A 19896-nucleotide genomic window follows, 5' to 3' on the forward strand; every position below is an offset into this window, starting at 1 on the left:
GCGGGTGCATCATTCACTACTTTGATGTATGAAGAGGCAGAAAATAGCAATGATATTTATCAAGATTTGAAGCGCAAGAATGAGTTGAAGTGCTTATAGAACTCTATTGAAGAAGTTCAATCGCGGAGATAAAATAGCGGTTTTCAGGCATTCAAAAGGTAAAGGCTGGAAAATAGCTGATGATAATGAGGAAATCCTGAAGGGAGGGTATAAAAACTCTTGCCTAACTTTGCGAAGAACTATATCCCCATTTCCCTTTCCTCCAGGATCTTCTCCGCAATCAAAATATCCAACGGCCTGGTGATCTTGATATTCGTCGGTTCCCCTTCCAGCAAGTGGATCTTCACTCCCAATCTTTCCACTACACTTGCTTCATCCGTAAAACTCTCATCATATTCCTGTTCAAAAGCGGCTTTGATCAGGTCTGAATAAAACGTCTGGGGAGTCTGAATGATCTTGATCTTATTACGGTCCACAGCGGTATTGCCATTGAAATTTTCAATCCGGATGCTGTCGACAGCTGTTACTGCGGGAATGGCATTGCCTCTTTCCTGCGCCATATTGAAGCAGCGCCGGATGAGGTCGGGGGTGAGCAGGCAGCGTACCCCATCATGAACGAACACGATGGATTGCTGATGGATATGATCGAGGCCATTTTTAACGGAATGGAACCGGGTTTCACCGCCGGTGGTCATCCAGATACGATCGGGGGCATAGGTTGACCGGAGGATCTCATGACCGGTCTGAAGATGTGCTTCAGGCAGCACCAGGATGATGGTGAGGTCATCGAATGCTTCCAGAAAAGCGGTGAGTGTATACCATAGCACGGGTTTATCGCGCAGCGGGAGGAATTGTTTGGGTAACTGGGTACCCATCCTAAGGCCGGAACCTCCGGCCACGATAACGGCAAATTTCTTCATGCGATTCAGTTAGTTCCGGGCTCACCGGGTTTCATCAGAAATCATTGTCACCTCCAAGCAACTCCCGTTCAATTTCTTCCATCTGAACTATATCCCAGGCCTCGCTTTCGGTGGGAGCGTAGTTAAACACTTCCAGCAGTTCCAGGGAATCAAGCTCTTCCTTTACAGCAGGTTGGAGTTCGCAGATCACGAAGCTGGCCTGCTGTTCGTAAAAAGTTTGCTGGATCTTTAACAATGTTTCGGCAGCAGCTTCATCCATGTTTTCAATGTCTTTCAAATTAACGATTACGTTTTTAACGTCAATTTGGAGGAAAGGAAGCAGACTTTCACTCAATTCCGCTGTCATATTGCCAGAAAGCGCTGGTTCTGTGATGTAAATGACATGGAATTTTTGCTTGGTATCAATTTTGACCTTCATAACACACTTAGTACTTGTTAACAACCGTTAATAATACGGTCAGAACAGAAGTCAAAAATATTTGTTATTATTGTATAACACAACAAATTATAAAAATGGACAACAATTTTTCAGCCCAGGTGAAAGAGATCATTTCGTTTAGCAGGGAGGAGGCTTTAAGGCTGGGGAACGATTTTATCGGTACCGAACATTTGTTGCTGGGGTTGATCCGGGAAGGAGAGAATACCGCTGTCCGCATTCTGAAGAGCTTCAATGTAGACCTTTATGAGCTCAGAAAGGAAGTGGAAATGGCGGTAAAGGACAAAACCGGAAAGAATATTGCCAACATAAACAGTTTACCCCTAACCAAACAAGCGGAAAAGGTAATTCGTGTAACCGTGCTCGAGGCAAAAGCGCTCAAGAGCCCTACGGTGGAAACCGAACACTTGATGCTCTCGATTCTCAAGAACAAGGAAAACATAGCTACTCAAATTTTAAATCAATTCGACGTGGATTACGATCTTTTCAGAAATGAACTAGGCGTGGTAAAGAGCAACGACGTACGAAGCGAGTACGCTGATGAAGGGGAGGATGATTTTGATGAAGAGAAAAAATATTCGCAGCAGAAATCACGCGCTGCCGGTAATGCCAAAAGCAAAACACCGGTGCTCGACAACTTCGGCCGCGACATCACAAGACTTGCAGAAAACGGATCACTCGATCCCATCGTAGGCCGTGAAGCAGAGATCGAGCGTGTATCGCAGATCCTCTCCCGCCGCAAAAAGAATAACCCCATCCTCATCGGTGAGCCAGGTGTTGGTAAAACCGCTATCGTGGAAGGATTGGCGTTACGTATCGTGCAAAGAAAAGTATCACGCGTGCTGTTCGACAAACGTGTGATCTCTCTGGACCTCGCCGCCCTGGTGGCAGGTACCAAATACCGTGGTCAGTTTGAAGAAAGAATGAAGGCTATCATGAACGAGCTCGAAAAGAACCGTGACGTGATCCTCTTCATCGATGAGATCCACACCATCGTGGGCGCCGGTGGCGCTTCCGGTTCACTGGATGCCTCCAACATCTTCAAACCAGCCCTCGCAAGAGGCGAGCTCCAATGCATTGGCGCTTCCACACTGGATGAGTACAGGATGTATATCGAGAAGGACGGTGCCCTTGACCGCCGCTTCCAGAAAGTAATGGTAGAGCCACCTTCCGTGGATGAAACCATCCAGATCCTGAACAATATCAAAAGCAAGTACGAGGACTACCACAATGTTACCTATAGCGATGACGCCATTGAAGCTTGTGTGAAACTCAGCGACCGCTACATCACTGACCGTCTGCTGCCAGACAAGGCCATCGACGTGATGGATGAAGTAGGAGCCCGTGTTCACCTCAAGAATATCAATGTACCCAAGGAGATCCTCGATCTTGAAAAGAAGATCGAAGATGTGAAAGTGGAAAAGAACAAAGTGGTGAAGAGCCAGAAATTTGAAGAGGCTGCTTCCCTCCGTGATACGGAGAAACGCCTCCAGGAAGAACTGGAAAAAGCGAAAGCAGGTTGGGAAGAAGAATCCAAACACAAACGTTATCCCATAGACGACGAAGCCATTGCCGAAGTGGTGAGCATGATGACCGGCATCCCCGTTAAACGGATGGTGCAGGCTGAAAGCGATAAACTCCGCCGCATGTCTGAAGACATGAAGGGAATGGTGGTTGGTCAGGACGAAGCCATTGAAAAAGTGGTGAAAGCCATTCAGCGTAACCGGGTGGGCCTGAAAGATCCGAAGAAACCGATCGGTACCTTCATCTTCCTCGGACCTACCGGTGTGGGTAAAACGGAGTTGGCGCGTTCTCTCGCCCGTTATATGTTCGACTCTGAAGATGCGCTGGTGCGTATTGATATGAGTGAATACATGGAGAAATTCACCGTGAGCCGTCTGATAGGCGCTCCTCCCGGATATGTTGGATACGAAGAAGGTGGTCAGCTCACTGAAAGAGTACGCCGCAAACCTTACTCCGTGATCCTGCTGGATGAGATCGAAAAAGCACACCCGGATATTTACAATATCCTGCTGCAGGTACTGGATGATGGTCAGCTCACTGATGGTCTCGGCCGTAAAGTGGACTTCAAGAATACCACCATCATCATGACCTCCAACATCGGTGTACGTCAGTTGAAAGACTTCGGTGAAGGTGTTGGTTTCGCTACACAGGCGCGTACAGCGGCCAGCGATGAGAACAACAAGCAGGTGATCGAGAAAGCGCTGAAACGTACTTTCTCTCCTGAGTTCCTGAACCGTATCGATGATGTGATCATCTTCAACAGCCTCAATAAGGACAATATCTTCAAGATCATTGACATCCTGATGAAGGGCGTAACCAAGAGATTGCAATCACTCGGATTCACACTGGAGCTCACGGAAGAAGCCAAGAACTTCATCGCCGAGAAAGGATATGATGTTCAGTTCGGCGCCCGTCCGCTGCACAGGGCCATCCAGAAATACCTGGAAGATCCGCTTGCAGAAGAGATCCTTAACATGCACATCAAGGCAGGGGATATCATGGTGGCTGATCTGGATAAAGAGAAAACAAAGATCACGTTCACTATCCAGGAGCCCAGAAAAGAGAAATCAGAAGCGTAAGCTCAATATAGTTTTTCACTACAAGGAAACACTTAGGCTCCGCCGCAGGGCGGGGCCTTCTTTTTGCCTGTAAAAGACAAGCGGTTATGCGAAAACGGTATGAATGGTGATTTTTGCTGTATATCGGCACTAAAAGTTACGGTGAAACACAACTTTTCTTTCAAGGTGCCGTTTTAAATACACAAGTCCTTGAGTTTTGATTGCCGTAATCTGGCGCCGGTTATTTTTCGCGATACCACCACCCTCATTGCGGGCATGGACACTACAGAAAATCCAATGCTTACCGAAAACCGAGTGACTTACAGTAGTGAGTCCACTTTGTCGTCACCCACTACATTATTGAGAAGGCGGGCCAGTTTGCTGGTCCGCTTTCTTTTTTGATTTAAAAGGTGCCGGTAATCGGGGGAGCAGCGATTGGTTACAAGTGTCAGGCTCCCGTTCGTTCGGGTGTGCCCAGTAGCTCGCCTCAGACGAGTTACATATATTCCTTCGCCTCCGGCGAACACTGTGCCCGCCAGAGGCGAGCCATTAGAGGTCACCCGCGGGGACGCGATCGACTGCCACACACTGAGTATTCATTATTGCGGATTGCCGCTTTTTTCTCATTTTTGCAATGCACCATGGACAAGAAGATCATCATCACCATCGACGGCTGGAGCAGCTGTGGCAAAAGCACCCTTGCAAAACAATTGGCGAGAGAACTGGGGTATGTATATATAGACAGCGGCGCCATGTACCGCTCCATCACCCTGTACTTTCTCCGTAATCACGTTGACTGGACCCACGCCGATCTCGTTCATGAAGCCCTGGGCAATGTGAAACTTGAATTCCACGCCAACCACAAGAACGGCCAGAGCGAAATGTTCCTTAACGGAGAGAACGTGGAGTATGTGATCCGCGACCTGGTGGTTGCTGAAAAAGTGAGTGAAGTGGCTGCCATCCGCGAAGTGCGGGAATTTGCCGTAAAACAACAGCAGGAGATGGGCAGTAAAAAAGGGATCGTGATGGATGGCCGTGATATCGGCACTGTTGTATTCCCCACTGCGGAGCTCAAGATCTTCATGACGGCAGACAATGCCATCCGCGTGCAGCGCCGCTTTAAAGAACTCTACGAAAAGAATCCCAACATAACCATAGAAGAAGTGCGCGCCAATCTTGAAATGCGCGATTATATCGACTCACACCGTGAGGTAAGTCCTCTGCGCCAGGCGGAGGATGCACTGGTGCTGGATAATTCTCATCTCACCATCCGCCAGCAGCTGGATATTGCGTTGGGCTGGGTGAAGGAAAGGCTTCCATAAGTTTACACGTAAAATTGTTCCGAGATCACCTTGCCGTCGCGCAGTGAGTACACGCATAGTTCCGGCATTTTGAACCGGCCTTTACCTTTCATGGTAACGTCCATGGTCATCACAAAGGCGAAGGAATTTTCCGCAACGATGGGCTCACCCACCTCGATGCTGTGCATTTCTTCCACCAAGTTCTGGAACTTTTCGCCCTTTGCGATGATATTTGACAGTCCTCTCGTTTCTTTTTCAAAATCATCCGTGGCATAGGGCTCTATGCTGATCACATCTTCAGCATACAATTCCTTCTGAGCTTTTTCCCAGAGGCCGTCCCGGCAGTAGTTAGCCAGTTGATTGGCAATTTCTTTGGTGGTCATGGCTGTTGGTTTTAAAAAAGAACTACAAATATGCTGCCATCGGGCCTCGTTTTCCGGGAACTGTTTACCTAAATCAATTTTTTTTGGGGAAGGTTTCCCGGGTTGGAGGAATGCAGTAATTTGGAGAAGAGTACCCATTAAGCATTAAACCAAAACTATATGGAAGACAAGAGCCTCCAGGCTTTCCTGAATGGATTCAGGAGCCCTGCCTGGTTGATCGTGGCCGTTGGCGTGCCCATTCTGACCGAGTGGATCATCAACCGGCTGAAGGCGCTGAACAGCGCTAAAATTCTGGCCGGAACTGTGCCAGAACAACCTGCCAGGGTAGGGGGTGCGACAGCTCCGCCGGTGAACCGGCTTCCCCGTTTCTATGTTTCCCTGCTCAATACTTCGGTGAAGTTCATCAGGCCGCTGTTCCTGGTCTGTCTGCTGCCGCTGTTCCTGTTGGGGCTGGCTGGTTTTGCGTACACAGCCTTTCAAGGGGAATTCCATTTCACGGCATTCCTTTACATTACCTTCTACACCTGCACTTTCGGGTACAATGTGATGCGCTTCTTTGGTGCAGGCAATAAGCACCACAGCCGGTTCGGGAAGATCGTGCGAACTATTTTCCTGGCAGGGACGGTGGGACATGTTGCGCTTATTCTCTTTCTGCTGGTGCATCAGTCGTTTTACAATTTGCTTCTGTTCACTGCTCCCATGACCAGCATGGATACCTGGGTACCCATTTGGTTCCTGACCACTTGCATCTTTGGAGGGCTGGTGGCCATGCAGGAACTGTCGAGTGCAGGAGGAAGGGACGATGAGGCGTTGGTATGGGTGCTTGCTGCCTGTGTTGGTACTTATGTGCTGATGCTCATCAATCTTATTTACCAGGTATTCTGATAAATGAATATTTATGGATGATTTTCAACAGAACATATTCAATCCGAAGGATTCCCTGACCATCCTGCTGGGTATCCTGGTCTCCCTTGCCATTGCATTTTATAAAGTGATCTACGACGCAGGCAAACGAAAGCTTGCGCAGATCGGACAAACTGCAGATAACATAGGCGCGTTTGGTAGAAAAGGTAATACTGGCTTTGCCCTTCTGGCCTTATCTGCGTTTGTATTCAGCATCATTGCTGTTTTTACAATAAACAATTCAGGGCAATTACCGGGCCCTGTTACCCGGGCGCTGTTTTACTGGAGCATATTTTCACTGGTGGTCATGAACCTGCTGTACCTGTTCCAGTACAATCCTTACTACCGGTTACGGATACTTGATAATTCCCATCTGCGGGGCGGCACCATTGTTACACACAGTATCATTCTCACATTGGTGGCTTTCCTGCTGGTGAGGCAGTTGTTTTATCAGTATGTACTGGTGAAACAATTACCCTTGAAACAGGAAGATGGGCTATCAATGGTTAAAATACTGTTGCTCTTCCTGTTCCTTTTTCTGAATATACTGGTGCTGGGTGGCCAGCAGTTCCAGCGTGCAAGATCATTATGGTTCAGACAACTGGCGGTGGGTTTGTTGGTAGTGTTCGTGAGCATTTGCTTGTTTATACCAGTTACAAAACCCTTTCAGAAGGGGTATGTGTTGAAGATGCTGGAACAGGATAATAAGCAGGTGAAAGCATACCTGGATAGTATGGAAAAGATGACCCGGGCTGCTCAATAAGAACCGGCCGTTCAGGAGTCTTTAGTATACACTTCAGCATAAAAATCAGTTGCCTTATACATAGAAAGCAACGTCCTGCCAACCCATTGCCTACCTTTCTTACATGAATCGGTTTTCCCTGGTACTCATAATAATTTGCTTCGCCTTTACATTCCCTGTTAAAGCACAACAACCTTGTGTTTCAAATCAGCTTGAAACAATTGTATATTTTCTAACTATCAACAAATCAAAAATGTTGAGATACCTGGAACCTGTTCCCGGGGCAGGTTTCGTTAAGACTGACCATGAATACATTTATTTCTGGAGAATGAATGCTGAACAAATTGCCACCTGGTTGGAGAATAGAACAGAACATTCTATAATTACAAAAAAGCAAGTCTCTCCTGATTATTATTCATTTTCCATCCCTAATCATGCCAAGACTCCTGCCCTGATCGCTGCTTTTAATCATTTAGGAGTAAGAATAACGTTCAATGGTCACGGCAAGAACAAATAGAAGACGAGCAATCCCAATGCAAGTCCCAGGCAAGTGTAATTCAATCTTTTTACAAAGGTCTGGCAAATAAAGAGGATCTGTAGATTGCAAAGAATTCTCCGGCTGCTATTGCATCATAAATAAAGCGATCCACTTTATACTCTTTGCCCTTTGCCGACCTGATCAAATATGTCTGGTGGCTGTTGGTCCGGTTGCGGGTAGTTTCTATCGAGCAGCCTGTTTTGCTTTCTCTGCTCCAGGAGCCTGGTAACAACCAACTATCAGCAATAAGAATCATTACGATCAGTAAGGTGATACCATATGACGTCAGTATTCTTTTCATGCTCTTTACGAATACCAATTAACTAAAAAGGGCTACCCCCTCTCAGGAGCAGCCCATTGCTTGTCATGTCAGTGTACCAGCTTTCAGTTACCTGATAACTGCTACCTGATCTATCTCAGGAATAACATTTCACGATACTTAGGCAGTGCCCAGTACTGATCTGCAACCAGCAGTTCAAGTTTGTCTACATGGTAGCGGATAGCATCAAAGAAAGTGTCCTTCACCTGGCTCTGATAAGCGATCGCTTTAGTGCGGGTGTTGGTGATATTGTTGGCGATCTTTCTTGCCTCGATCATTTTTTCTACCAGGTCGCTCACCTTATTGATATGCTCGCTGATCTTAACGAGGATCTGCTTCTGGTTGGCGAATGATTCTTCTGCCAGGCCGATGTCTTTCAGACCCTTGATATTGTTGATCAGGATATTCTGATACTTGATGGCTGCAGGCAGGATATGGCTGGTGCAGAGCTCACCCATGATACGGGCTTCGATCTGTACGCGCTTGATGTATTTTTCCAGCTCGATCTCGTGGCGGGCTTCCAGCTCAACGTGGGTAAGTACGTTGTTGCTTTCGAAGAGGTGCTTGGCTTTTTCGGTAACCATTGCATCCAGCGCCAGCGGAGTGGTTGGGATGTTTGGCAGACCACGGCGTGCAGCCTCATGGTGCCATTCTTCGCTGTAACCGTCGCCTTCGAAGAGAACCTTCTCGCTGCTCACGATGTACTCGCGGATCACATGCATGATAGCGATCTCTTTCTTCTCGCCTTTTTCGATCAGGGCATCCACTTCAGATTTGAAGTTCTTCAGTGTTTCAGCCATGATAGAGTTCAGGGTGGTCATCGGGTTGGCGCAGTTGGCAGTAGAACCTACAGCGCGGAACTCGAATTTGTTACCGGTGAACGCGAATGGAGAAGTACGGTTACGGTCGGTATTGTCGAGCAGCAGCTCAGGAATGCTCCTGTGCAGATCCAGTTTCAGGATAGCTTCGTCCTGCTCATCGAATTTATCACCTACTCTTTCCTTCACATCTTCCAGTACCTTGGCCAGGAACTGACCGATGAATACGGAGATGATGGCAGGAGGAGCTTCGTTGGCGCCAAGGCGGTGGTCGTTACCGGCAGAAGCGATGGAAGCGCGGAGGGTATCAGCATAATCATGAACAGCTTTGATGGTGTTCACGAAGAAGGTGAGGAACATCAGGTTGGTCTTCGGCGTTTTGCCGGGAGCCAGCAGGTTCACACCAGTGTCTGTAGCCATGCTCCAGTTGTTGTGCTTACCGCTACCGTTGATGCCAGCGAATGGTTTCTCGTGCATCAGTACGCGCAGTTTGTGACGGCGTGCAACACGGTCCATGATGTCCATCAGAAGGGTGTTGTGGTCAACTGCCACGCTCACCTCTTCAAAGATAGGAGCGCACTCGAACTGTGCAGGAGCCACTTCATTGTGACGTGTACGGAGGGGAATACCCAGTTTATAGCTTTCTTCTTCGAAGTCCCTCATGAAAGCATAGATCCTTTCAGGAATAGATCCGAAGTAGTGATCTTCTAATTGTTGTCCTTTTGCAGGAGCATGACCGAATACGGTCCTGCCGCTCATTACCAGGTCAGGACGGCCGTTGAACATAGCTTCGTCGATCACGAAATACTCCTGTTCCCAACCGAGGGTTACATTAACCTTGGTAACATTTTTGTCGAAATAGTTGCAAACGTCTACCGCTGCTTTGTTCAGGGCTTCCACAGATTTCAGCAGGGGAGCTTTGTAATCCAGGGTAGCACCGGTGTAAGAAACGAAGATGGTGGGAATGCAAAGTGTTTTGCCTTCGCCGATCTCCATGATGAATGCAGGAGAAGAAGGATCCCAGGCTGTGTAACCACGTGCTTCGAAAGTAGCACGGATACCACCGTTAGGGAAAGAAGAGGCATCAGGCTCCTGTTGGATCAGACCATCACCGTCGAATGTTTCGATAGCGCTGCCATCACCTTTGAGCGTGAAGAAGGAATCATGTTTTTCAGCCGTTGTACCGGTAAGCGGTTGGAACCAGTGTGAGTAGTGTGTTACACCTTTGCCCTCTGCCCACTGACGCATTCCGGCAGCGATCTGGTTGGCAACTGCACGGTCCAGTTTTTTTCCGCCTTTCACGGAAGCAACCAGACTCTTGTAGGCTTCATCACTTAAATATTCACGGGCGGTCTTGAGGGTAAATACGTTTTCCCCGAAAATTCCGGTAATCTTCGTTCTACTCGCGGCGGCATGGCCATTGGACTGAGTAGACAGGTCGTTGATGGCTTTAAAACGTAAAGATTCCATTAAATGTGTGTTTTGCTTTGTGCAAATAAACAACGTATTGCCCGTTTAGAGAAATATTTTGGACAGGATGTGAATATTTTTGACAAAATGGTGAAAATAAGTCAATTTTTTGCGACAAACATCAGAAAACTAACGGGTGGAAGTATTGAAAACTAAATATGTAATTTTTTATTATTTGTGTAGAGAAGGCAGGTGAGCAGAAAGAGTTCCGGTATGATCTTGTACCTCACAATGGCGCCGGGAAAGGGCACCGTATATCCGATGAAAATATACAGGCATACACCGAAAACCAGCAGGAAAAGCAGGAAAGGATGGGATAGCCGGACCTTCCATTCATCCCACCCACGGTAACAACTCCATATAAACAGAAACCAGAAGAACAGGATATCTGCCGAAGCAACCAGTTGCAGCGGTCCCTTAGCCTCCCAGGGCAAAGGCCGGAAAAATGTATTCACCGTTGCCTGAGGCAGCACCTTCGCAAAACCGGTCACAGAAGGATGCAGCGTATCCAGTGCCATCCGGTTATTACTATGCAGCAGGAAAAACTCCGCCTGCTTCTGAACAACCAACATAGGCAGGTTCTGTTCCCGGGAAATACCCGCGGATAAAAAGAAAACAACAATCCCCGAAACATACACCGGGATCCACACCTTCCAGGCTTTCATTTTGTATTTAACGGTAATGTATACACTCAAAAGGGCAGGAAAAAGGAGCAGGGCTACGGGATCCCGCATGATCATCACCCCCAGTAAACCGAGGAGGGAACCGGTCAATTGCTGTGGGTTACGGGTCTGCATCCATTTGTATCCCCTGTTCAAAGCCAGGGTCAGGAACAGGAACAGCAGGGGATCACCCCTGAGCCCGCTGAGCCAGAAAACAACGGGAGGGAACATGAAAACCAGCACCAGCCAGGTTTTTCGCTGCAGCGGAAAAAACTTAACCAGTAATTCATAAAACCAGTAATGTCCCCAGAAGGTTATAAAACTAAAAAAAACTATATTTATATAATAATTACCTCCGCTCACCAGATTGAAGAATGCCAGCGGTTTCATCACTAACAGGTATTCCCAGTCGCTCAGGAGGTTTCTTAACCCCGCTGAAAAAGTAGCATTTCTCTGAAAGGGTAATAATGGATTGAAGTCCGAGAAAAAGAGAGCAGGTTGTTGCAGTAAACGGATTTTTTCTTCCAGGCCCTGATGATGAAAGAACCAGGTATCATCCCCGCCGAAATAGTGGCCGAAAATATAGCCGTAACTTACGCCGGCTACTACTTTCACACCAAAAACCAGGTACAGTTCGTTATTGGAAAGGATAGCGGATCTGTTTCGTAATATGCGTTTCAACAGCCAGCAGAAGCCGGCCGTGAGCAATAGTATATATAAGATTGTGAGCATCCGGTGGCTAAATATATTCTATAAATTATAATTTTGACGCTAATATCAAACAATGGCCCGGCATCCCGATAAAAATAAACTGATTGCATTTGTGTCCAACAGTGCATGGTCTGTCTATAATTTCAGGATGGATGTGATCTGTTGTCTGCTGAACCAGGGATATGATGTGCTGATCCTTGCGCCTGACGACGATTATTCCGTTCACCTGAAAGAAGCTGGTTGCCGGTTCGCGCCCATTGATTTCAATAATAAAACAGCCAATCCATTTTCGGATCTTATCTTCTATCGTCAGCTGAAGAAATTGTACAGGCAATACCGCCCCGATTTCATTTTCCACTACGTGGCAAAGCCGAATATCTACGGCTCCCTGGCTGCCCATGCCGTGAAGATCCCGTCAGTGGCTGTGATCACGGGTCTCGGTTATCCCTTCGCAAAACGTAACTGGCTTTATTACACCCTGAAATTCCTCTATAAGAAGGCGCTTCGCCATACCAAAGAAGTATGGTTCCTCAATAATGAAGATGCAAAGATCTTCATCACGGAAAAGATCGTGAATATCGAAAAAGCGAAAGTATTACCAGGCGAAGGGGTGAATACCGGGTATTTTTCTCCTTCCTATTCTTCCGGTAAGGAGAAAGATGATGTATTCACTTTCATCATGAGTACTCGCCTGCTCCGCAGTAAGGGTATCGGTATTTATGCAGATGCTGCCCGGATCTTAAAGAAGAAGAATTATATCGTGCGATTTGAGCTGATCGGGTTCTTTGAATCACATCATCCTGATTCCATCAGCACGGATGATCTGCGCAGATGGGAGCAGGAAGGACTGATCCAGTACCGGGGCTTTGCTGAAGATGTGCGCCCTTACCTGGAGCATGCCGATTGTTTTGTGTTCCCCAGTTTTTATAACGAAGGGGTCCCCCGATGCCTGATGGAAGCGGCCTGTATGGAGCTGCCCATCATTACTTCGTATAACCGTGGCTGTAAGGAAGTGGTGCTGAACAATTCAACCGGTTATATCTGTAAAAGCCAGGATGCTTTTGACCTGGCGGATAAAATGGAGAAGATGATCAACCTGCCCGCTGAAGACCGCGCCCGTATGGGTAAGAACGGCCGCTCGCTCATCACTAAAAAGTTCGGGATGGAAAGGGTGATCGATGAATATATCAGTACATTGAATCTGGACCTCGAAGATTAGAAGCTGAGGTCGTCATCGAAAGTGCCTCCCCAATGGTCTTCAATCAGATCAAGCACGCCTGACTGGCGTATCTGTTGCTCCCAGGTCCAGCTCTGCAGGTCCGGAATATCATAGATCATTCCGCAAACCCGGTCCCAGCGCAGGTCAGCAAGGTCCTGTTCCACATAGCAGTATTTTCCACCATATCGTTGTTCAAAATCCATGATCCAGTGGTATTGAGTGCTTACCACGGGCAGGCCTACGGCCAGGTATTCCAGGAACTTGGTGCTTGTCTGCCGGTTCAGCGGCTCCTTGTCTATCATGAAATTGAGGCCGAACCTGGCCCTTTTCAGCTGCAGCGGCACTTCTTCATAAGGGATCGGGCCGATAAAACTGATATTCCCACTCTGCTGATATCTTTCCTTAAGCAGGGGGCCGGCTTTTCCTACCACCAGGATGCTTCTGTCTCTCAGATGGCCGGTGGCAAAGCAGTCGAGCAGTTTCTCCGGTTCCCGCACGGGGCCCAGGTCGCCCAGGTACACAAAATCGAATTCGCCGGTGGAGGGGGCGGAAGCATATTGCAGCCAGGTATCCGGGATACCCATATCGCGGAAGCCGGAAGGCACATCATCCTCAAAACCAAAGCTTCTTTTTACGTATTCATTCAGGAAGAGGCGATAGTCCGGTTCCACATTCAGCCATTTCTTGCTGAGGTTCTTCCATTTCCGCCAGGGTGGGATGGAAGTGGAAGTATATTCATGGATCTTGAGCACGTTGCGGCGGCGGGGGCTGAGGTCGGTTCCCATGTACCGCCACTCCACATCGCAGGGGAGCTTTTTTATTTCTTCTTTGTTCACCAGCACCGTATCAATGCCATATCTGCCGAAAAAACCACGATAGGCTTCGGTCTCAGACAAATAGGCCTTGTTATTATGCACGAATGCGATCCTCATAGAATGGGCTAACAAGGGATAAATTTATAAATAAGATTGCATAGTGGTTCGTACTTTTGCACCTCGGCCAAAAAACCACTTCATGGAAATAACAGTAAAAACGGCGCAGCAGTTGCGTCTGACAGCAGAGGAATTTGAACTGATAAAAGAAAAATTAGGACGAACCCCCAATTTCAATGAACTATGCGCTTTCAGCGGCATGTGGAGCGAGCACTGTAGCTACAAAAACTCCATCAAGTGGCTGAAGACCCTGCCCCGTGAAGGCAAAAAGATGCTCGTAAAGGCTGGCGAGGAAAATGCCGGACTGATGGACATCGGCAACGACTACGGCGTTGTTTTCAAAATCGAATCACATAACCACCCCTCCGCCATCGAGCCCTTCCAGGGTGCCGCTACCGGCGTAGGTGGTATCCACCGCGATATTTTCACCATGGGCGCACGCCCCATCGCATCCCTCAACTCCCTCCGTTTCGGCAACCTGGCCGAAGCAAAGACCCAGCATCTGCTGGCCGGAGTGGTACACGGGATCGGCCACTATGGAAACTGCTTCGGCGTTCCCACAGTAGGCGGCGAGATCTACTTTGAACAATGTTATCATACCAACCCCCTCGTGAATGCATTCAGCGCAGGGATCGTAAAGATCGGTGAGACCGTTTCCGCAACCGCTGAAGGCCTCGGCAACCCCGTAATGTTCGTGGGTTCCGCTACCGGTAAAGACGGTATCGGTGGCGCCAGCTTCGCCTCTGCCGATATTACCGCTGAATCAGCACAGGACCTCCCCGCCGTTCAGGTGGGCGACCCCTTCCAGGAAAAGAAACTCCTCGAAGCCTGTCTGGAAGTGATCAGGACCGGAGCCGTGGTAGGCATGCAGGACATGGGTGCGGCAGGTATCATCTGCTCCACCGCTGAAATGAGCGCCAAAGGTGGCGTAGGCATGCGCATCGACCTGGATAAAGTGCCTACCCGTCAGAAGAACATGAAATCATGGGAACTGCTTCTCAGCGAAAGCCAGGAGCGTATGCTGATGGTGGTGGAGAAAGGAAAAGAGCACCTGGTTGAACAGGTATTCGAGAAATGGGACCTGCCTTGCTCCGTGATCGGCGAAGTCACCGGCGATGGTATCCTCAATTTCTACATGAACGGAGAACTGGATGCGAGCATCCCTGCTGAAGCCCTGGTGCTCGGCGGCGGCGCTCCCCAATATACACGTGAATTCAAAGAGCCTGCTTACCTGCAGAAAGTGGCCGCCTTCAACGCAGACAGCGTACAGGTGCCAACCGACCTCCGTGGCGTGGCAGAGCAGATCATCACCATCCCCAACATCGCCAGCAAACGCTGGATCTATGTTCAGTACGATAGCATGGTAGGTACCGGTAATGCCTCCACGAACGCGCCTTCTGACGCTTCCGTGGTTGTAGCCAAACCAACCAACAAAGGCCTGGCCCTGACTGTAGACTGTAACAGCCGTTACGTGTTCGCAGATCCGTATAAAGGAGCGCAGATCGCTGTTGCTGAAGCTGCCCGTAATATCGTGTGCAGCGGCGGCGAGCCCCTGGGTGTTACCAACTGTCTGAACTTCGGTAATCCTTATGATCCGGAAGTTTACTACCAGTTCGTAAATGCCATCAAGGGTATGGGCGATGCCTGCCGTAAGTTTGATACACCGGTAACAGGCGGTAACGTTTCTTTCTACAACCAGAACCCTGAAGGTCCTGTTTACCCAACACCAACCATCGGTATGGTGGGACTGCTGGATAATGTAAACAAGAAAATGACCCTTGACTTCAAGAATGCAGGAGACACCCTCTTCCTCATCGGAAAGAGCCGCGCAGACCTGGGGTCATCTGAATACCTCAATAAGGTGCATGGTGTGGAATTCAGTCCTGCTCCGCATTTCGACCTCGAAGAAGAGTTCACCCTGCAACAGAAAGTGGCTGAGCTGATCAAAGCCGGTGTGATAGAGTCCGCTCACGATGTGAGCGAAGGCGGTCTCTTCATCACCCTTATTGAAAGTGCATTCAACCGTAACCTGGGCTTTGCTGTAAAAGCAGCAGACGCAGGCATCCGCAAAGATGCTTACTGGTTCGGAGAAGCACAGAGCAGGGTAGTGGTGAGTGTGAACGAAGCCAAACTCGATGCCTTCAAAAAAGCACTGGGCAACCATCCTGCTGAACAGCTGGGTGTGGTTACCAAAGGCGGTATTGAAGTGGACGGTAATGTATGGGGACCTATCAATACCTGGAAGGAGAAATACGACAATGCCATTCACAACCTCCTGGCGGCCCACGAAGCTGAACACGCCATGAGCGCTCTCTAAATAATTTTCCATCGGCCTAAATAAATCGCATGGATAAGCATATCAGTATCGTAGTTACAGGCGCTGCCGGTTTCATCGGCAGCTGCCTTGTAGGCTACCTGAACCATCATGGTTTCAACAACCTCATCCTGGTAGACGAATTTTCAAGGGAAGACAAATCTCCCAACCTCGACGGTAAGAAGTGGACCGCTGAAGTAGAGCGCGAAGAATTCTTCGACTGGCTCAAGGAAAATAATCCCACAATCGGTTTCGTGTTCCATATCGGCGCCCGCACCGATACCACAGAATTTGATTACTCCGTGCATGAGCACCTCAACGTGGAGTATTCAAAGAAGATCTGGGAATATTGCAGAAGCAACAATGTGCCTGTTGTGTACGCCTCTTCTGCAGCTACCTATGGCAATGGCGAGTTTGGTTATGACGATGATCATGAACTGCCTTACAAACTCCAGCCACTCAATCCTTACGGTGTTTCCAAAAATGAATTCGATAAATGGGCATTGAAAGAAACCAGCCAGCCGCCATTCTGGGCCGGATTGAAATTCTTCAATGTATACGGCCCTAATGAATACCACAAAGGCCGCATGGCCAGCGTGATCTTCCACAGCTATCACCAGATCGAAGAGAAAGGTGTGGTGAAACTGTTCAGGAGCCATCGCCCGGATTTCAAAGATGGTCAGCAGTTGCGCGACTTCGTGTATGTGAAAGACGTGATCAATGTCTGCTACTGGCTGATGGAGCAATGGTTCGCCAAACACAAAGTGGAGAACGGATTATACAATCTCGGTACCGGCAAGGCAAGATCTTTTGAAGACCTGGTGAATGCCACATTTGCGGGCATTGACAGGCATTCAAAGATTGAGTATATTGATATGCCGGAAGATATCCGCGACAAATACCAGTATTTCACCGAAGCCAATATGAGCAAGCTTCAAAAGGCCGGCTATTCAGCGCCCTTCTATTCCCTGGAAGATGGGGTTGATGATTATGTGAGAAATTATCTGTCAGCAGGGGAATACTATTAAACTGAATTGCAATGAGCCAGAAAATTGCCATCATCGGTGGCGGAAACCTTGGAACCGCTATCGCGGAAGGGCTGATCAACAGCGGCTTTTCCCTCCCTGAACATATCCTCATCACCAAGCGTAATACCAAAACGCTGGGTGCACTCGCTGAAAAAGGGGTGCTGGTGAGTGATAATAATGAAGAAGCGGTGTCCTTTGCAGACCTGGTGATCCTGGCCGTAAAGCCCTTCCAGGTGAATGATGTGCTGGGCAAACTGCAACCGGTTTTCAAACCTGGAAAACAGGTGCTGGTATCCGTTGTAACCGGCATCACCATCGATCAGATCCTCAAAGCGCTCGATAAAAAAATAGCCATCATCCGCGCCATGCCCAACACGGCCATTGCCATTCAGGAAAGCATGACCTGTCTCTCTGCCCATGAAGTGGGCCAGGAACAAGTGAACTATGTGGAAGATCTTTTCAACCAGCTCGGCAGAGTGGTATGGATCGATGAGAAACTCATGGATGCAGCCACTGTACTGGGCGCCTGCGGCACGGCTTATGCCATGCGGTATATCCGCGCCAATATCCAGGGCGGTATCCAGATCGGCTTCGATGCCGCCACAGCCAGCCTGATTGCGGCCCAGACGGTAAAGGGCGCAGCTGAGTTATTGCTGAAGAAGGGTGCTCACCCTGAACAGGAGATAGATAAGGTAACCACGCCGAAGGGGTGCACTATTGCAGGGCTGAATGAGATGGAGCACCAGGGCTTCAGCTCCTCGCTGATCAAAGGGATTGTGGCGAGTTATGATAAGATCCAGAAGGATTAATGGGGGGCATAGCTGATATGTCTAATTGAATAAGTCTTTCATATCTATTTCATTCTGGACTCTTCCCAGATAATATTCATTTTGTTTTATTCCGAAAGTGGTGATCAGCGTTAGAAACAAAGTACTTTTTGTATTGGTTTCTTTTCTGAATACATTCACTTTTTTGTCGAGTTCAGCAGCATACTTTTTATCGATAACAAAGTCTGTATTGGAAAACTTCATCTCACAAATATTGATGCATTGATCCTTTCGGTCTAACAATAGATCTATCTGTGCTCCTTCCTCTCCCTTTCCCGGATTGTGCCTCCAGGTGGAAGCGTTCGTAAGAACACCTTCTATGCCCAATGCACGTCGTATCGGGAGAACATGCTTAAGGCAAACAGCTTCGAAGGCAAAGCCGGTCCAAATGGAATATGCTGCTGTATTATATTGTCTCAGCCAGGCCCCCGATCCATTATCTTTTGCGTTTTCAATGAACTTCAAATAAAATAAGGAGTATTCGTCGGAGAGCTTATATACGCTGTCGTTTTTTTTCTTTTCAAAAGGTACGTAGGAGGCAATGAAACCTGACTCTTCCAGCTCATTCAGTAAATGGGTGGTTGTGCCTCCGGAAGTAAAGCCACATTCCTCAATAATTTCATTCCTGTTTAGTCCATCAACTTTATTGGCCAGGACTCGAATCACTGTTTCATGATGTTGTGAATTTTTAAATAAGGCGGCATACAAATTTTTGAACTCATTTTTCAGGAAACCATCTTTTGAAAAGCAAAGTCTGTCGATAATCTGAGCCGGACTTTCACCAGGATTGATATTACGGAGATAATGGGGAATGCCACCCATTGTCATGTAAAGCTGTAATAAATTGTATTTCTCCAGAATGATATTACGGCTCTTTAAATAGCTTTCTGTTTCTCCAAGTGTGAATGGGAGCAGGCGGATTGTTTGTGTAACCCGATTGTGCAAGCCTCCTTTATTATTTAAAATTTTATCAATCATCCAGGAAGCTGCTGACCCACAAATAACTACTTTGATATGCGGCATTCTGGATGCCTGGGTATTCCACCAGTGCTCAAATGCTTTCAGAAAGCCTGATTTGGGTGTTTCTATCCAGGGAAATTCATCAAAAAACAATACAGCAGGCTGGTTTTTTCTGAGGCTTGAGATATATGCTGTCAGCATACTGAATGCCTGGAGCCAATTGGCAGGTATGGCGAGAGCGACTTTACTCTTTGTAAGAGCCTGAAGAATTTCTTTAAAATTTTCGAGTTGTGTTTTTGTGTTCGCAGAATGGATACCAGTGAATTCAAATACCAGCGACTTTTCATAGTAAGTACGTATCAGATAAGTTTTGCCTACCCGGCGACGGCCATAAATTGCAATTAACTCGGCTTCTGTGGTCTGTAGCCTTGCTTGAAGAATTTTTTGCTCTTCTATTCGTCCTATTATTTTATTTATAATCAATTGTTTATGTTTTTTTTACTTATTATATCCAGCCAAAACTAGCAAAATTTACTGATTTTGGCTGGTTATTGTGGTCAATCTTCAGCCAAAACTTTCCTTATTGTACGCCTGTAGTTACACCCTTCGTAATTCCCTTACGTATATTTTCACTACCCCCGGTAATACTAAACCATGCTCAACCATCGTTTATATCTTACCCAATTAACCAGAAGCAACAATATCTATGAAAACTGATAGGATAAGTTTATTTATTCTTGCCGTTGAAATTGTGTTGATTACAGCCCTCCATTCTGCCAAAGGCAATGAAGTTGAATCCCCCTCCAAATTGGTTAAAGCTAAAACCGTTCA

General features: G+C 47.7%; 17 protein-coding genes. 9 read left to right on the forward strand and 8 right to left on the reverse strand.

Annotated elements, in window-relative coordinates; translation table 11 throughout:
• Positions 1 to 239 precede the first annotated feature (239 nt).
• Positions 240 to 920, reverse strand: coding sequence for a 2-C-methyl-D-erythritol 4-phosphate cytidylyltransferase (locus ACTHMC_RS16535; RefSeq protein WP_440414683.1), 681 nt, complete (start codon positions 918 to 920; stop codon positions 240 to 242).
• A gap of 34 nt (positions 921 to 954) precedes the next feature.
• The gene (locus tag ACTHMC_RS16540; protein ID WP_440414685.1) at positions 955 to 1338 is read right to left on the reverse strand and encodes an STAS domain-containing protein; all 384 of its coding nucleotides are present in this window, start codon (positions 1336 to 1338) and stop codon (positions 955 to 957) included.
• Positions 1339 to 1433: 95 nt separating this feature from the next.
• Here ACTHMC_RS16540 and ACTHMC_RS16545 point away from each other — a divergent pair, with 95 nt between their 5' ends.
• Both ACTHMC_RS16545 and cmk read left to right on the forward strand, forming a co-directional pair.
• The gene (locus ACTHMC_RS16545; RefSeq protein ID WP_440414687.1) at positions 1434 to 3959 is read left to right on the forward strand and encodes an ATP-dependent Clp protease ATP-binding subunit; all 2526 of its coding nucleotides are present in this window, start codon (positions 1434 to 1436) and stop codon (positions 3957 to 3959) included.
• 620 nt (positions 3960 to 4579) lie between these two features.
• On the forward strand, positions 4580 to 5260 hold the full coding sequence (gene cmk, locus ACTHMC_RS16550; RefSeq protein WP_440414688.1) for a (d)CMP kinase: 681 nt from the start codon (positions 4580 to 4582) through the stop codon (positions 5258 to 5260).
• Positions 5261 to 5262: 2 nt separating this feature from the next.
• Here cmk and ACTHMC_RS16555 read toward each other — a convergent pair whose 3' ends face one another.
• Positions 5263 to 5622 (reverse strand): SnoaL-like domain-containing protein, encoded by a 360-nt coding sequence (locus ACTHMC_RS16555; protein WP_440414690.1) that lies wholly within the window; start codon positions 5620 to 5622, stop codon positions 5263 to 5265.
• A gap of 159 nt (positions 5623 to 5781) precedes the next feature.
• Here ACTHMC_RS16555 and ACTHMC_RS16560 point away from each other — a divergent pair, with 159 nt between their 5' ends.
• From ACTHMC_RS16560 to ACTHMC_RS16570, 3 genes are all read left to right on the forward strand, one after another.
• Positions 5782 to 6507, forward strand: a complete 726-nt coding sequence (locus ACTHMC_RS16560; protein ID WP_440414691.1) for a hypothetical protein — start codon at positions 5782 to 5784, stop codon at positions 6505 to 6507.
• Between the two features lie 13 nt (positions 6508 to 6520).
• Positions 6521 to 7288, forward strand: a complete 768-nt coding sequence (locus ACTHMC_RS16565; protein WP_440414693.1) for a hypothetical protein — start codon at positions 6521 to 6523, stop codon at positions 7286 to 7288.
• 232 nt (positions 7289 to 7520) lie between these two features.
• The gene (locus ACTHMC_RS16570) at positions 7521 to 7784 is read left to right on the forward strand and encodes a hypothetical protein (protein WP_440414695.1); all 264 of its coding nucleotides are present in this window, start codon (positions 7521 to 7523) and stop codon (positions 7782 to 7784) included.
• Between the two features lie 49 nt (positions 7785 to 7833).
• On the opposite strand, the gene ACTHMC_RS16575 is transcribed toward ACTHMC_RS16570, so the two are convergent.
• The 3 genes from ACTHMC_RS16575 to ACTHMC_RS16585 form a co-directional block, all read right to left on the reverse strand.
• Positions 7834 to 8106, reverse strand: coding sequence for a hypothetical protein (locus ACTHMC_RS16575; protein WP_440414697.1), 273 nt, complete (start codon positions 8104 to 8106; stop codon positions 7834 to 7836).
• A gap of 110 nt (positions 8107 to 8216) precedes the next feature.
• Entirely contained in the window at positions 8217 to 10412 is a 2196-nt protein-coding gene (locus ACTHMC_RS16580; protein WP_440414699.1) for a glutamine synthetase III family protein, read from the reverse strand.
• Positions 10413 to 10564: 152 nt separating this feature from the next.
• Positions 10565 to 11806 (reverse strand): hypothetical protein, encoded by a 1242-nt coding sequence (locus tag ACTHMC_RS16585; protein ID WP_440414700.1) that lies wholly within the window; start codon positions 11804 to 11806, stop codon positions 10565 to 10567.
• A gap of 52 nt (positions 11807 to 11858) precedes the next feature.
• Here ACTHMC_RS16585 and ACTHMC_RS16590 point away from each other — a divergent pair, with 52 nt between their 5' ends.
• The gene (locus tag ACTHMC_RS16590) at positions 11859 to 13004 is read left to right on the forward strand and encodes a glycosyltransferase family 4 protein (protein ID WP_440414701.1); all 1146 of its coding nucleotides are present in this window, start codon (positions 11859 to 11861) and stop codon (positions 13002 to 13004) included.
• On the opposite strand, the gene ACTHMC_RS16595 is transcribed toward ACTHMC_RS16590, so the two are convergent.
• Positions 13001 to 13951 (reverse strand): glycosyltransferase family protein, encoded by a 951-nt coding sequence (locus tag ACTHMC_RS16595; RefSeq protein WP_440414702.1) that lies wholly within the window; start codon positions 13949 to 13951, stop codon positions 13001 to 13003. The two genes, ACTHMC_RS16590 and ACTHMC_RS16595, sit on opposite strands and share 4 nt — an antisense overlap.
• Before the next feature lie 67 nt (positions 13952 to 14018).
• On the opposite strand from ACTHMC_RS16595, the gene purL reads away from it, so the two are divergent.
• The 3 genes from purL to proC are packed head-to-tail and all read left to right on the forward strand — an operon-like array spanning position 14019 to position 18087.
• Positions 14019 to 16253 (forward strand): phosphoribosylformylglycinamidine synthase subunit PurL, encoded by a 2235-nt coding sequence (gene purL / locus ACTHMC_RS16600; RefSeq protein ID WP_440414704.1) that lies wholly within the window; start codon positions 14019 to 14021, stop codon positions 16251 to 16253.
• Positions 16254 to 16282: 29 nt separating this feature from the next.
• Positions 16283 to 17278: an ADP-glyceromanno-heptose 6-epimerase gene (gene rfaD / locus ACTHMC_RS16605; protein ID WP_440414706.1), complete on the forward strand. Its 996-nt coding sequence runs from the start codon at positions 16283 to 16285 to the stop codon at positions 17276 to 17278.
• 11 nt (positions 17279 to 17289) lie between these two features.
• A complete protein-coding gene (gene proC, locus ACTHMC_RS16610) occupies positions 17290 to 18087 on the forward strand; it encodes a pyrroline-5-carboxylate reductase (RefSeq protein WP_440414708.1) in 798 nt (265 codons plus the stop codon).
• Between the two features lie 21 nt (positions 18088 to 18108).
• On the opposite strand, the gene ACTHMC_RS16615 is transcribed toward proC, so the two are convergent.
• Complete coding sequence (locus tag ACTHMC_RS16615; protein ID WP_440414710.1) at positions 18109 to 19548, reverse strand: AAA family ATPase; 1440 nt, start codon at positions 19546 to 19548, stop codon at positions 18109 to 18111.
• Positions 19549 to 19896: the final 348 nt, after the last annotated feature.

The organism is Pseudobacter sp. (genome assembly GCF_051955275.1).
Taxonomy (GTDB): Bacteria; Bacteroidota; Bacteroidia; order Chitinophagales; family Chitinophagaceae; genus Pseudobacter.

Excerpts from the sequence above, each read along its gene's own strand:
- ACTHMC_RS16565 (WP_440414693.1), top strand. The coding sequence starts at position 6,521 with ATGGATGATTTTCAACAGAACATATTCAATCCGAAGGATTCCCTGACC.
- ACTHMC_RS16545 (WP_440414687.1), top strand. The coding sequence starts at position 1,434 with ATGGACAACAATTTTTCAGCCCAGGTGAAAGAGATCATTTCGTTTAGC.
- rfaD (WP_440414706.1), top strand. The coding sequence starts at position 16,283 with ATGGATAAGCATATCAGTATCGTAGTTACAGGCGCTGCCGGTTTCATC.
- ACTHMC_RS16570 (WP_440414695.1), top strand. The coding sequence starts at position 7,521 with ATGTTGAGATACCTGGAACCTGTTCCCGGGGCAGGTTTCGTTAAGACT.
- ACTHMC_RS16580 (WP_440414699.1), bottom strand. The coding sequence starts at position 10,412 with ATGGAATCTTTACGTTTTAAAGCCATCAACGACCTGTCTACTCAGTCC.
- ACTHMC_RS16585 (WP_440414700.1), bottom strand. The coding sequence starts at position 11,806 with ATGCTCACAATCTTATATATACTATTGCTCACGGCCGGCTTCTGCTGG.
- ACTHMC_RS16590 (WP_440414701.1), top strand. The coding sequence starts at position 11,859 with ATGGCCCGGCATCCCGATAAAAATAAACTGATTGCATTTGTGTCCAAC.
- ACTHMC_RS16555 (WP_440414690.1), bottom strand. The coding sequence starts at position 5,622 with ATGACCACCAAAGAAATTGCCAATCAACTGGCTAACTACTGCCGGGAC.
- cmk (WP_440414688.1), top strand. The coding sequence starts at position 4,580 with ATGGACAAGAAGATCATCATCACCATCGACGGCTGGAGCAGCTGTGGC.
- ACTHMC_RS16535 (WP_440414683.1), bottom strand. The coding sequence starts at position 920 with ATGAAGAAATTTGCCGTTATCGTGGCCGGAGGTTCCGGCCTTAGGATG.
- ACTHMC_RS16575 (WP_440414697.1), bottom strand. The coding sequence starts at position 8,106 with ATGAAAAGAATACTGACGTCATATGGTATCACCTTACTGATCGTAATG.
- purL (WP_440414704.1), top strand. The coding sequence starts at position 14,019 with ATGGAAATAACAGTAAAAACGGCGCAGCAGTTGCGTCTGACAGCAGAG.
- ACTHMC_RS16560 (WP_440414691.1), top strand. The coding sequence starts at position 5,782 with ATGGAAGACAAGAGCCTCCAGGCTTTCCTGAATGGATTCAGGAGCCCT.
- proC (WP_440414708.1), top strand. The coding sequence starts at position 17,290 with ATGAGCCAGAAAATTGCCATCATCGGTGGCGGAAACCTTGGAACCGCT.
- ACTHMC_RS16540 (WP_440414685.1), bottom strand. The coding sequence starts at position 1,338 with ATGAAGGTCAAAATTGATACCAAGCAAAAATTCCATGTCATTTACATC.